The following is a 12,755-nucleotide window of genomic DNA, read 5'->3' as shown; positions in this document are numbered from 1 at the left end:
ATGACCCATGAAACGCTCTCCCGACGCCCCCTATCCAGACGGCGGGTGCTGGATCTCGGCCTCTGTGCCGCCGCCTCGGTGGCGGCGCCCGCGATCGCTCATGCGACGGATGCCAGAACCATGGGTCCGCAGCCTGGGGATGCTCTGGTGGCGGTCGGCGACACCGGGCATGTCGCGCTGCGGCCCCGTGATTTCCGTCGCGGTGCGCCACCGGTGCTCACTTGGCCGATGGACCTGAAGACCGGCACCGTGCGAGACGGCGCCGTGGCTAATCAGGTGCTCCTGCTGCGCCTGCTCGGTGACCGCGATGAGGCGCATGGGGGCGCGCTGGTCGCGTTCACCGCCGTCTGCACCCATGCCGGCTGCATCGTCTCGTCCTGGAAAGCGACGGACCGGCTGTTGCTCTGCCCCTGTCATGGCTCGGAATACGATCCGGCGCGGAATGCAGAGGTGGTGGCAGGGCCGGCGCCCAAGCCGCTGCCGTCACTGCCACTTGAGGTGGTGGATGGTCTCGTCCTGGTTGCAGGCCCGTTTTCAGGGCGGCTCGGCGGCACGACCGGGCGGACGGATTAATCGGCTTCGTTCCGGCGTTGGTTTCATCAACCGCTTTAAGATCGCAGGAGTTTGTTTAACGCTTCTGTCGCAAACAGGGGCGTGCGGACCCTGTAGCGTGATCCCCTGAACTCCCACGACAGGTATCCCATGGACCAGATCACCGAGCCGCTCCGCCGGAACACCTCCGGCCGCACTGTCCAGCAGTATATTGACGAAATCCCGGTCTGGGCGGACGGGACTGCGGTGGACTCCCTGCCGATGACCGGCATGCAGAAGCGCATCTGGGGCTTGGCCATTGCCGGCAAGTTCTTCGAAGGCCTGGTCGTGTTCATGACCGGCGTCGCGCTGCCGCTCATCGATAAGGATTTCGGGCTGCATGCGGCGCAGAACAGTGTCGTGACGGCGGCCACTCTCTTCGGAATTCTCATCGGCGCGACGCTGCTCGGCGGCTTGGCCGATGTCTTCGGCCGCAAGCGCATGTTCATCGCCGAAATGGTGCTGTTCGTGATCTTCCTGATCCTGCTGACCTTGGCCCAAAGCTTCATCTGGATGGCGATCTGCCTGTTCGGCATCGGCCTGGCCTTGGGCTGCGATTATCCGACGGCGCATGTGGTCATCGCGGAAGCGGTGCCGAGCCGCGGTCGTGGCGGCCTCATCCTCGGCGCTTTCGCCTTCCAGGCGGTCGGCGCCATCTGCGGTGCGCTTCTAGGCGTGCTGATCCTGTCCTTTTTCCCGAGCCTCGATGCCTGGCGCTATATGTTCGCCATGGCGATCATCCCGGCGATCCTGGTGGTCATCGGTCGCTTCTTCGTCTGCGACAGCGCCCATTGGCTGGTTTCGCGTGGCCGCATGGCCGAGGCGCGGACCGCGACCATGGAATTGCTGCATCGCGAGCCGCAGTATCCGAAGATCGTCGAGCTGATCAATCCGCATCATGACGAGGCGGCGGGCGGTCATGTGGCGCCGCGCGGCGGCGTCGCGTCGTTGTTCGACAACGCGCCCCATCGTCGGGCGACCTTCCTGGCGTCGATCCCCTGGTTCCTTCAGGATCTCTCGACCTACGGCATCGGCATCTTCACTCCGGTCATCCTAGCGAAGACCCTCGGCTCGGCCGGCAAGACGGATACGGTCGCCCAGATCGTCAGCAAGGTGGAGCTTTCCGCCAAAGGCACGGCGATGCTCGATGTGCTGCTGATCGTCGGCATCATCGCGGCGATCTTCATGGTCGAGCGCGCCGGTCGCATCCGGCTGCAGATCGTGGGCTTCATCGGCTGCGCCGTGGGCCTGGGCCTCGCCGCCCTGTCTCAGGGTATGACGGGCGAGGCGCAGATCGTGCTGCTGTTCGCCGGCTTCATGCTGTTCAACTTCATGACCAATATGGGCCCGAACGCGCAGACCTATCTTCTGGCGGGTGAGGTCTTCCCGACCCATATCCGTGGCTATGGCGCAGGTTTCGCCGCGTCCTTCGCCAAGATCGGCGCCGTGCTGACCGCCTTCCTGTTTCCCTTCCTCCTGAAGGACATCGGCACCCAGATGCTGCTGATCCTGCTGATCATCTCCTCCCTCGCGGGCGCCGTGGTCACCTGGATCTTCCGCATCGAAACCCGTGGCACGCTGGAAGATGTCGGCGTCAACCTCGAACGCGTCCAGCCCCAGGTCTGACACGACACCCTTTCTGACCCATCCCGCGCAAGGACAGATGACGCATGACCGATGACTCCATGAACGCGAATGCCGCCTTCGAAAGCGTTCGCGCTGAGATCATGGACAGCTTGGACGAAGAGCTGGAAATGGAAATGGACGAAGCGCGGATGGAGCGTCATCTGCGCAATACGTCCGACGATCCCTTGCAGGATGATCGGCTTGATCGCGCGGTCTATTTCAAGGAGCTGTTTCGGCTCCAGTCCGAGCTGGTGAAGCTGCAAGACTGGGTGGTCAAGAACAAGCTCAAGGTCGTCGTCCTGTTCGAGGGCCGGGATTCTGCGGGCAAGGGCGGCGTGATCAAGCGGATCACGCAGCGCCTCAACCCGCGCGTCTGCCGGGTGGCGGCGTTGCCGGCACCGACCGAGCGCGAAAAAACGCAGTGGTATTTTCAGCGCTATGTCTCGCACCTGCCGGCCGGCGGGGAGATCGTGCTGTTCGACCGCAGCTGGTACAACCGCGCCGGCGTAGAGCGCGTCATGGGCTTTTGCACTGAGGATGACGTTGCCGAGTTCTTCCGCAGTGTGCCCGATTTCGAGCGGATGCTCATCCGCTCGGGCACCATCCTGATCAAATACTGGTTCTCGATCACGGATGACGAGCAGCATCTGCGCTTCGACATGCGCATCCACGATCCCATCAAGCAGTGGAAGCTGAGCCCGATGGACCTGCAGTCACGGGTCCGGTGGGAGCAGTATACCCATGCCAAAGAAGCGATGATGGAAGCGACTCATATCCCCGAGGCGCCCTGGTGGGTGGTCAAGGCGGTCGACAAGAAGAAGGCGCGGCTGAACTGCATCCACCACCTGCTCAGCCAGATTCCCTATGAAGAGGTTCAGCACGACCCGATCGTGCTGCCGGAGCGGGTGCGCAATCCCGACTATATCCGGGGGCCGGTGCCGCCTGAGATGTTCGTGCCGCCGATTTATTAGGCAGAGCCGGATCGTAGGGCGGAAAAGCGCAGCGTAGTCCGCCACCTCCGGGATGGCGGACTACGCTGCGCTTTTCCGCTCTACGATCATCGACCGCCGGGCGACTCCTCCCGCACCACATAGGTATAGAACCGCATCCGGCCATCCTTCGTCTCCCGATACAGGCCCTGAACCTCGGTATCGAAGCCGGGGAAAAGGTTGGCCGCCTGCTCGAACACCTTCAGATAGGCGATCATCGGGCTCGCTTGGCGCCCTAGGCGCTCACCGGCGACGACGGTCGCGATGCCCGGCGGATAAACCAGCCATAGCGTGGCGGCGATCCGCCCCGGTGTCTCATCCAGCGGTATGTAATCGACATTGTTGCGCACCAGTTCGCGGCTCGCCTGGCTTGGATGCATGGCGAGTTCCGGCAGATGCTCGGCGCGAAACTGTGCCGCCTGCAACGCACTGGTGCCCGCCGCGCGATAGAAGGCGTGCATGTCGGCGCAGAGGTCGCGCAGCCTGACGCCCGCATAGCGCTGCGGCCGCCGCTGCACGAAATCGGGAATGACCTCATGCAGCAACCGGTTCTCGTCATGCAGCTTCTTGAAGGTGACGAGATGCGCCAGCAAGGTTCCGGCCTTGCTGCTCTCCACGCCCGGCGTCAGCAGGAATAGCAGGGAGTTGAGGTCGTTCTTCTCGGCCACGATATTGTTCTGCCGCAGGTATTCCGCGACGATCGGCGCCGGCACGCCGTGGTCAGCATAGCCGTCCGGCGATGTCTCATCGAAGCCCGGTGTCAGCAGCGTCAGCTTGTTCGGGTCGGTGATCGCCCAGCCCGCCCGGCTATGCGGAAAGCCATGCCATTCCTCGCCCGGGCGCAACTCCCATTGCGCGACGTCGCTTGCCAAAAGATCGGTCGGCGCATCTTCCCAGCGCGCACCCGCATAGTCCGCGCTATGCTGGGACGCCTGCACGAATTTCGGCACGAAGGGCTCGAAGAACCAGCGACGCGCGACATCGGGTTCGTTCTCGACGTATTCGCGTTTCGCCATGCGGATCTTCTTCCGCATCTCGATCCCGAGCCGCACCGTATCGTCCCACAAGACCTCACCCGAGCGCCCCTTCATCATCTGCGCGCCGACATCGAGCGAGGCAAAGAGCGGATAGAACGGGCTGGTCGAGGCATGGAGCAGGAACATCTCGTTGAAGCGCCGATGCCCGACCTGGCGGCGCTGCCCATCGAGATGGCTGTCCTTCACATGGATCTGCGACGCCTGGGAAAAGCTCGCAAGCTGCTTATGCGTGCTCTGCGTCACGATGATGCCGGGATCGTCCGGCCCCAGCGGGCGCAGCCCCATGCCGTAGCGGCCCCGGAACAGCGGATGAAACTTCATGAAGCCGGCCCAGGCCTCATCGAACAGGATGTAGTCGCAGAGATGCCCGATGCGATCGAGCACGTCATCGGCCGAGCCGATCGTGCCGTCATAGGTGCATTGCTCGATCACTGCCGCGCGGAAGGGGCGAGGGCGGCGCGAAATCTCCTCGCCATCCGGGATCAGCGGATGGGCGCGAATGGCATCGCGCAAATGGGCTTCGTCCAGGGCCGCATAGCGCATCGGGCCGATCATGCCATGCGGATTGCGGGCTGTTTCGACGAAGATGGGCGTGGCACCGGCCAGGAACAGCGCGCCGTGATGCGCAGCCTTGTGGTTGTTGCGGTCGAACAGCACCACGTCGCCTTCCGCCAGGATCGCGCTGAGGGCGATCTTGTTGGAGGTCGAGGTGCCGTTGAGCACGAAATAGGTGCGTTCGGCGCCAAAGATCTTCGCTGCCTCCTGCTGCGCCCGCAGCGCCGGACCCTCGTGGGTCAGCAGATCGCCGAGTTGCAGCACCGAATTGTCGAGATCGTCGCGGAATACCGCTTCGCCCAGATGCTCCACGAAGATGCGGCCGATTGGGCTGCGGCGATAAAAGGCGCCGCCATTATGGCCGGGGCAGGTCCACAGCATATTGCCCTGTTCGGCATAATCGACCAGGGCGCCGAAGAACGGCGTCTTGAGGCTGTCCGCATATTGCCGCAGGCGCGCGATAAGCGTCTTGGCGATGAAGTCGGGCGTCTCCTCGCCCAGAAAGATGAAGCCATCGACATGGTCCAGCACATCGACCGGGATCTGCTCCAACGTCTGGCGTCGGACCAGCACGATGATCGGCATGTCGAGGCCGCGCCTGCGGATCAACTGGATCAGGTCGGCGGATTTGCCGCTCGCGCCCTTCTTGCCCCAATCGACCACCACGCAGCCGATGGCAGCGTCGGTGCGGATCGCCAGTTCGGCGTCATCGTCCCGCCGGGCGCGCATGATGGTATAGCCGTCCTCCTCGATTTCGCCGAGGATCTGGAGAAGGCGGGCGCCCTCCAGATCCGCCTCGTTAAAGGCCGGAACGCAGATCAGGAACTTGAAGCGACGCGCGTATTCCATGGGGGATCCTCAGCAAGGCGGGGAGCAAGGCAGGGGCAAGGCAACGACGATGCGGCCCTCGGGTGGTCCACTGGAGGGAGGGCGCAGCGTCGTCCACCCCGGACATGTGACAGTTTCAGGTCGGCGGGCCATCCCGCCTACGCGAGACGATGAAACCTCAAATTCGCTCCACTCGGGACGGCAAAGAGAGGATAAGGACGTAGCGACCGGGGGAACTCTCCCTAGATATAAGGTCGCTTTCGAGCAAGTCCCGAGGGGCGGCCCGGATCGCGCGTCGCGTGTCATTCTCAACGAAAAGGTCCGACTGCATGAGCAAGATCATCCTCTGGGGCTTCAGCCACTCCACCTATGTTCGGACCATCCGCATGCTGCTGGCTGAGAAGGGCGTGCAGGACTATGAGCAGGTGCCGCTGAACGTGCTCGAAGGTGAGCCGAAGACGCCGGAGCACCTTGAGCGCCATCCCTTTGGCAAGGTGCCGGTGGTGGACATCGACGGGTTCCGCATTATCGAGACGCCGGCGATTGCGCGCTATCTCAATACCGTGCTTCCCGGCCCGTCCCTGGTTCCGTCCGAGCCCAAGGACGTCGCGCGCATGGACATGGTTCTGTCCATCATCGACAGCTACGGCTACGGCGCCCTGCTCGGCGGCGTGGTTGCGTATCACCTCTTCCCCGATTTCGTCGGCGGCAAGAACGAAGCGGCGCATCACAAGGGTCTTGAGGACGGTAAGCTGACGGTGAGCACCTTGATGGGCATCAAGGGCGACGCGTCCTATTTGGCCGGGGACCATGTCAGCCTCGCTGACTTCTATCTCGCGCCGATCATGGCCTATGTGATGCTCACGCCGCATAAGGACGAGTTTCTTGCCCTTCCCGGCGTCAGTGCCTGGTGGAGCCTGGTTTCGGGGCTAGGCAGCTTCCACACGACCGACCCCTGATCGCGATAAGGCCGCGACCCTGCGGAAGGGCGCGGCCTCCGCCGCCGTGCGGTGCCTCTCAGCGACCGGCGCTGAGGAAGGGCATCGGGGCGCCGGCGCCGAGATAGATCGGCAGAACGCCATTCCATCGTTCGATGGCCAGCTGCTGGAGGATGGACGGGCTCAAGGTCGCCGTCACCATCGTGTTCGCCTTGGCCTGACCTTCGGCAGCCGCCACCTGAGCCGTCGCATGGGCCTGCGCCTGAAGGACCTGCTGCTGAGCGTCCACCCGAACCTTGTCGAGAGTGAAGGCGGCCTGCTGGGCCTGCTGTTGCGCGACCTGCTTGGCCTCAATGGCTGCCGTGAATTCGTCGGAAAACTGGAAGTCCGTGATGTTCACCGCGTCGATGATAACCCGGTAGGACTGCAGCGCCGTTCGCAACAGTGTGTCGATTTCCAGGGCGACCTTATCCCGTTGAACGATCAGGTCCGCCGCATCGTAATGGGCGGTTGCTGCCTTCACCGCGTTCGAAATAGCCGGCGCGATGACGCGGCTTTCGACCTCAGATAGCGTGCCGACATGCTGGTAGATCCACGCGGCATCCTCGGGCGTGATGTGATAGTTGATCGCCACCTCCGTATGGACCGTCTGCAGGTCGCGGGAGGCCGCCTCTTCCTTGTTCTGGAAGTTCTGCACCTGGACATTCATCTGCACGACTGACTGCGCAATGGGCAGGATCAGGTGCAGGCCAGGCGCGAGCACGTCGCCGTGGACGCTGCTGAAGGTCATCAAGACGCCACGGCTGCCTGGGCCCACTTCCCGGAAAGGATTGAGGGCCAAGAAGCAGATGACGATCACGGCCGCTACACCGCCGTAGATATACCGGCGATCTATCCGGCGGTATGAACCGCCCTCCATCCGAGGGTCGAACGGACGATCCCCAAGCAATGGCGTATGAGGCACACTGGCCATTCGCTCTGCGCTCCTTGGTAACCGTCGGTCAGTTCTATCACTGTGCCGGATGTCGCCGCTTACTCTGCTTCTGACATTAAGCCAACACCGCGCTTGGAGAGGGCCGCGCCGCCTGGCGCAGCATCATCTGCCGGGATTAACGATCTTGCACAGCACACCGAGATAGTTCGTTACGGTCACATTGCTGATGGCGAGTTCGGACCATTTCGTCTGACTGCTACAGGCTTGAAGGTGCAGTGTGCCGAAATCTGCAACGCTTTCGAAGGTGATATGAGATCTGGTCGTCAGGCGATCGAAGGAAACGACGCCGTCTGGCCGATCGATGCGCACGCCCGTGACGTCGGCAACTTTCTCCCCAAATTGGTAAAGCCCATCGGGATCATGAGCGGAGGATAAGCCTGCGGATGAGCTTGGTGCGGTTGTGCTGGACGGGCGGGCGGTGTCGGTTGCGGTCGCGGTTTTGACCTGGCTTATCGCAGTGTTCAGGTGCTGTAGCTGGCCGCGAAGGGTCGCGTTCTGAACACGCAGCCTATCGATTTCAGAGCGGCGCTGCTGCGCCAGGGCGACCAGGGCGACGTGGTCCTGATAGACCGTCGTCACGGCCGACCACTGCGCCAGCCCGCACCAAAGAACCAGGACGAGACACAGGCCCCATCCGAAACGCGCAAACCAGGACGCCCGCTCGCGCGGCAGTCCGCTCACCAGGACGAAGGCCAAGAGCAGCGCCACACTGGCGAGGCCGGAGAGAAGAGGCGACCCGACTATGTCCAGCGCGTGAGACCACGCCGCGATCAAGAGATTCCAAGCGGCCGCGACCATCGGGACCCTGTCTGGTGGGCGACTTGCCCAGGAGGATTAGTCTACTGCAGCCCGTATGAAATCAGGAAGTCGTGGTTGGCGCTTGCAGCCTCAATGACCGGGCCATGGTTCAAGTTCCGGCGAGGCGGCTCGCATTGCAGGCTGAGGGGGCCAGTTGTGGGCGGAGACATAACGGCCCGGATGAACGGGCCGCCACACCGATCATGAAGGATCAAGCACCATGGGTCTATTAGAGTCGGTTGTCGGTGACTTGATGCAAAGTTCCGGCGGCTCGTCCTCAATGGGAGGCGTGTTGACCAGTCTCCTCAGCGGGCAGGGCGGCGCGGGGTCGCAGCAAGCTCCCACCGGCGGAATGGGAGCAGGCGGTGGCCTGGGTGGGCTTCTGTCCGCATTCCAGCAGGCCGGGTTAGGTCAGGTCGTGCAATCTTGGATCAGCAATGGGCCCAACCAGTCCGTATCTCCGGGTCAGCTTCAAAGCGTCTTGGGCCAGGATCGGGTGAACGGCATGGCGGCCCAAGCGGGCATGGAGCCCAATGACTTCCTCGGTCAATTGGCGCAGCACCTGCCGAATGCTGTCAACGCTATGACCCCGAATGGCCAGCTTCCTGAGGGCACCGTTTCGGTCTGAACTGTCGTCAGACATCCCAGTCTGTCGGCTTGCCCGTTTCGCTTTGAGGAAGATCGCGTCCAAAGCGATAGGCTCTCGGGCGCTCGGGCACCGAGAGCCGCGCTTCGGCAAAATCTAAAACCGAAAGGCGCAGCGCCTCTACATTCACGCTGCTGTCCTCCAGCGGCTTCAAGAACGCCTTCAGCCGCGCGCCTTCTGACGGCCGCATCAGCCTGACCACGGCGTCAGCCACGTCTGGATGCTCACGCAGCACGGCGCGAACCCGACCCAGGTCGACGTTTATACCGCCGACCATCACCGCCCCGTCGTTCCGGGCCCCGATCCGGAAACGCTGCCCGCCGTCCCAGTCCAGCCTGTCAGGCAGCGCAGCCGCGGGCCCGCCACTTGCGGCTTGTACCCCGTCCTGGCGTCTCTCCCACAAGGGGAGAAGCTGGTAGGCAGCGGGTTCGTCGCGCCAGCCGATGCCCGCCGTCTCGCTGCTGCCATAGACGTCGATCAGACGCAGAAGGCCCGCCGCCCTCACGCCGGAAAATATCGCCGCGGCGCAAGGCGCGCCGGATGTGACGCCTATTACGTCGGGCGGCCAGCCCGATGGTGCGGCACGGAGCAGGGAGTCCCAGAACACCGGATGGCCGATGATCACATCCCCAGGCCGCATTGTCGCGGCGACCGCGCCTGGTGAGAACGAGCGCGCATCCTCCACCGGAAGCGCCATCGCGGCAGGCAGCATCAGGGTGAACAGAAAGCCGTAAATGTGATGACAGGCGACGGCCGTGCGAATACGGCGCCGGCCGGGCAGCATCTCAGCCCAAAGGCCGACTTCCATCGCCAAGGCGTCCGTCTTGTGAACATGACTGCGCGATCGACCGGTGCTTCCCGAGGAGCGAACCGTCATGAGGTCGCTGAACCTGTCGAGCGCCGCCGCAGCAGCGTCCACCCAGGCGCCCAATAGGGGCGCGGTGAGCAGCGTGTCGGCAAGGCCACCACGGTGCAGGTGCAACGCCTCCGACAGGGCGGCAGCCACCGCGATGCATTCGAGGGAGTCCAGACCAAGACCGTCCGGGCCCAGTGTTGTCGTCCTGACCTGATGTGGATCGATGTGGGGCGGCCAGGGACCGCCCGGCCGCAGAATCCGCACCTCGACCGCTACCAGATCGGTCAGATAGCGCTCCAGCGCACCGGACGCGCGCCACCAATGCCGTGCATCGACGGCCAATGGCGTCATCCCGGTGGTGCGACCTGAACCTGGTTCCGCCCACCACGCTTGGCGTCATAGAGAGCGGTGTCCGCCGCATGGAGCAGCGCATCGACCCCCGTTACCGACGGGTTCAATTCGGCGCAGCCAAGGCTCACCGTAATGCCGGTGATCGGCACGGGGGCGCTGTCGTCGAAGGTGGGCGAGCCCTCCGTAAAGGCGGCCTCAAGGCTGGCCCTGATACGCTCGGCGATGGCCACGGCCTGATCCAGGGTGGCATTCGGAAGAAGGATGGCGAATTCCTCGCCGCCCATGCGGGCCAGAACGTCCCGGCTGCGCAACTCGACGCGGCAGAGCGTGACCATGCGCTGGAGGAGCGCGTCTCCGGCGGCATGACCGTAGCGATCGTTGACCTGCTTGAAGTAGTCGACATCCAGCATGACGGCCGATAGCGGGCGACGGTTCGCCTGATGCCGCGCGATCTCGATCTCCGCGAGATCGAAGAAGCGCGCCCGGTTGGTGGCGCCTGTCAGATGGTCCGTCGTCAATAGCCGGCGCAACTCCTCGCCGGAGACATGGCGCTCCGTGATGTCACGCAACACCACGGCGAACCCGGTGATGTCCCGGGGGTCCGTCGTCGTGCTGCCATCGCTGCCATCGGCGGCCACATCCGTCACTTGATTGGAGGCAACCATGACCTGGGACCAGTAGCGGCTGCCATCGCGCCGCAGGCACCAGCACTCGCGCAGGCTCCAGCCTTCGCGAATCGCTTCCTCGATCTGGTTTGCGACACCGTCGGCGCTGTCACTATCCGGTTCGGCGAGAACCTGGAGGTCGTGGCCGATCACCTCGTCCACGCCGTATCCGGTTTGCTGCCGTCCAGACATGTTCCAGCTATCGATCAGGCCGCTCCGGTCGAGGGAAAACAGGGCGAAGTCCTTCACGCCGACGACAAGCGCCGCGAACATCGCCTCGTTCTGGCGGAGCTGACGCTCCTGTTCCACCATCTCCGTGATGTCTTGGAGGACGCCCATCAAAACGTCGGGGTTGATCTTCAGAAGTGTGCAGGCGATCACGCGCGCACCGGGGCCGCTCCGGCTGACCGTGATGCGGTGATTTTGGCAAATGGAGCCGCTTGGCGCGGTGAAATGATCCACCATTCCGCGCAGCTCCGGCGCATAGGCATCCAGAACGTCAAACAGGTTCCGCAGGACCGGTGTCCGCGCGAGCGGGACAAGCATCTGCGCGGCATAGGGGTTTATCATCTCCACCTCGCCTGTCGCGGTAACCCGCAACACCCCTACCGGGCAGATATAGAGGAAGCCGAGAAGACTCTCGTATTCGGCCTCTATGTCGGTCGTGTCACCCATGGAGGATGTCAGCGCTGGATGAGAACGTAGTGAAAGGGACCATCCAACTGCTTCAGCAGCCTGAGCTTCACAGGCGTCGGCCGCATCCTGAAGGTCAGCACGTAATCCAGAGTGACATCGAGCACCGCCTCGTCTTCAAACCGCTGCGCGACAAGATAGTTGTTCATGCAGACGCCCGTGGTGAGGAAAAAGCTTTCACCTAGGACATTGTCGCGCGACAGGCCGGCCAGCCGGCTCTCGACGCGATTGTAGCGCTTCACGACGCCTTCGGCGTCCATACCCACGACGCCAAACGGCAAATCGTCGAGGGCGAGATCATCAGCCGCGTCGAGGGCTGCTATCGTGATCGCGCCGAAGGCCGTGCCAGAAACCTGTTCATCGTCGGCCGTGGTCATTGGGGTCAAATCCTTCAAAATAGTCTAAGCGTTGGTCAACATAAAGATTTAGAACTCGGGTGTCTAAAAAAGCCACTGCATCGACGAGCGAAGGGGGGAAGTGGTTACGGCGGCTCAAAATGGGAGGTCCGCCTAGGGTGTGAAGCAGCGCCTGAGGTCCGGCTCGCCTCTATTTGGGCCCGACTGACGTTAAGGGGATGACACTCCCTTGATCCGCTTCTTTCTCGTCAGGCTTCGTGTGGGCTATCGCCTGCGTGTCTTAGATATGCCGGCCTCTGAGCGACTTCTTGCGGCTGGAATGCATCTTGATTCCATTCCCTTTGGTCATGCGAAGAAGCAAGGCGAGGCTTATGCCTTCATCCCGCTCGATTGGTCTTCCGTGCGTTAGGGTGACAGCTCAATACGAGGTTTCTGGGGGGAAGCGGCTTTCCGAGGCCGCTTCTTGGATGTCGAAGCGCGCGATCTTGCCGTCTCTAAAACGAAAAATATGTTCGACGGTCTTGTCCTTCAATCCATGCGTCTGCCCTTGAAGCGGGTTGCCTTCGAGATCGCGAACGGATTGATGAACCTCTGCGACGAGCGCGCCATCGACAGTCCGGTGAAAGCCTACAGGCTCGACATGCGGATCGACCATGGCCCACTGGCGCGTCCAATACGCGCGCACGGCCTCGCGACCATGAACATGGCCACCCTCCATCCCATTCGCCCAGGCGACATCATCCGTGAGGACGGCCAGGACACCGTCTATGTCACGTGCGTTAAAGCGATCGTAGATCAGTTCTAGAACTTTGGCGTCACCGTCCATTCGTCC

At 63.0% G+C, this 12,755-nt stretch carries 13 protein-coding genes; 6 read left to right on the top strand and 7 right to left on the bottom strand.

The genetic code is table 11. The features are described from left to right. The 3 genes from QP803_RS15100 (at window position 1) to ppk2 (ending at window position 3,188) form a co-directional block, all read left to right on the top strand. Window positions 1–573 carry a QcrA and Rieske domain-containing protein gene (locus tag QP803_RS15100; protein WP_284944301.1) on the top strand — a complete coding sequence of 191 codons (573 nt, stop codon included), beginning with the start codon at window positions 1–3 and terminating at the stop codon, window positions 571–573. Window positions 574–702: 129 nt separating this feature from the next. Next, a complete protein-coding gene (locus QP803_RS15095) occupies window positions 703–2,217 on the top strand; it encodes an MFS transporter (protein WP_284944300.1) in 1,515 nt (504 codons plus the stop codon). 44 nt (window positions 2,218–2,261) lie between these two features. Next, the gene (gene ppk2, locus QP803_RS15090) at window positions 2,262–3,188 is read left to right on the top strand and encodes a polyphosphate kinase 2 (RefSeq protein WP_284944299.1); all 927 of its coding nucleotides are present in this window, start codon (window positions 2,262–2,264) and stop codon (window positions 3,186–3,188) included. Window positions 3,189–3,274: 86 nt separating this feature from the next. On the opposite strand, the gene QP803_RS15085 is transcribed toward ppk2, so the two are convergent. Continuing rightward, the gene (locus QP803_RS15085; RefSeq protein WP_284944298.1) at window positions 3,275–5,647 is read right to left on the bottom strand and encodes an Orn/Lys/Arg family decarboxylase; all 2,373 of its coding nucleotides are present in this window, start codon (window positions 5,645–5,647) and stop codon (window positions 3,275–3,277) included. 308 nt (window positions 5,648–5,955) lie between these two features. Here QP803_RS15085 and QP803_RS15080 point away from each other — a divergent pair, with 308 nt between their 5' ends. Then, window positions 5,956–6,585 (top strand): glutathione S-transferase family protein, encoded by a 630-nt coding sequence (locus tag QP803_RS15080; RefSeq protein WP_284944297.1) that lies wholly within the window; start codon window positions 5,956–5,958, stop codon window positions 6,583–6,585. 58 nt (window positions 6,586–6,643) lie between these two features. Here QP803_RS15080 and QP803_RS15075 read toward each other — a convergent pair whose 3' ends face one another. Continuing rightward, complete coding sequence (locus QP803_RS15075) at window positions 6,644–7,537, bottom strand: prohibitin family protein (RefSeq protein ID WP_284944296.1); 894 nt, start codon at window positions 7,535–7,537, stop codon at window positions 6,644–6,646. Window positions 7,538–7,660: 123 nt separating this feature from the next. Continuing rightward, window positions 7,661–8,356 carry a hypothetical protein gene (locus QP803_RS15070; RefSeq protein WP_284944295.1) on the bottom strand — a complete coding sequence of 232 codons (696 nt, stop codon included), beginning with the start codon at window positions 8,354–8,356 and terminating at the stop codon, window positions 7,661–7,663. A 220-nt stretch (window positions 8,357–8,576) separates the two neighbouring features. Between QP803_RS15070 and QP803_RS15065 the strand changes: the two genes are divergently transcribed. Next, entirely contained in the window at window positions 8,577–8,984 is a 408-nt protein-coding gene (locus QP803_RS15065) for a YidB family protein (protein WP_284944294.1), read from the top strand. 7 nt (window positions 8,985–8,991) lie between these two features. On the opposite strand, the gene QP803_RS15060 is transcribed toward QP803_RS15065, so the two are convergent. Genes QP803_RS15060 through QP803_RS15050 form a run of 3 tightly spaced genes read right to left on the bottom strand, consistent with a single transcriptional unit; the run spans window position 8,992 to window position 11,944 of the window. Further along, entirely contained in the window at window positions 8,992–10,209 is a 1,218-nt protein-coding gene (locus tag QP803_RS15060; protein ID WP_284944293.1) for an AMP-binding protein, read from the bottom strand. Next, complete coding sequence (locus QP803_RS15055; RefSeq protein WP_284944292.1) at window positions 10,206–11,549, bottom strand: sensor domain-containing diguanylate cyclase; 1,344 nt, start codon at window positions 11,547–11,549, stop codon at window positions 10,206–10,208. The genes QP803_RS15060 and QP803_RS15055 overlap by 4 nt, the downstream gene beginning before the upstream one ends. Window positions 11,550–11,557: 8 nt before the next feature. Further along, window positions 11,558–11,944: a hypothetical protein gene (locus QP803_RS15050; RefSeq protein WP_284944291.1), complete on the bottom strand. Its 387-nt coding sequence runs from the start codon at window positions 11,942–11,944 to the stop codon at window positions 11,558–11,560. Between the two features lie 208 nt (window positions 11,945–12,152). Between QP803_RS15050 and QP803_RS15045 the strand changes: the two genes are divergently transcribed. Next, on the top strand, window positions 12,153–12,332 hold the full coding sequence (locus QP803_RS15045; protein WP_284944290.1) for a hypothetical protein: 180 nt from the start codon (window positions 12,153–12,155) through the stop codon (window positions 12,330–12,332). A 9-nt stretch (window positions 12,333–12,341) separates the two neighbouring features. Here QP803_RS15045 and QP803_RS15040 read toward each other — a convergent pair whose 3' ends face one another. After that, entirely contained in the window at window positions 12,342–12,749 is a 408-nt protein-coding gene (locus tag QP803_RS15040) for a nuclear transport factor 2 family protein (protein ID WP_284944289.1), read from the bottom strand. Window positions 12,750–12,755 lie beyond the last annotated feature (6 nt).

Origin of the sequence: Acidisoma sp. PAMC 29798 (assembly GCF_030252425.1) — a bacterium.
In the GTDB taxonomy this organism is placed as follows: Bacteria; Pseudomonadota; Alphaproteobacteria; order Acetobacterales; family Acetobacteraceae; genus Acidisoma; species Acidisoma cladoniae.
Note: the sequence above shows the minus strand (reverse complement) of the source record. Positions and strands in the feature narration are given on the sequence as shown.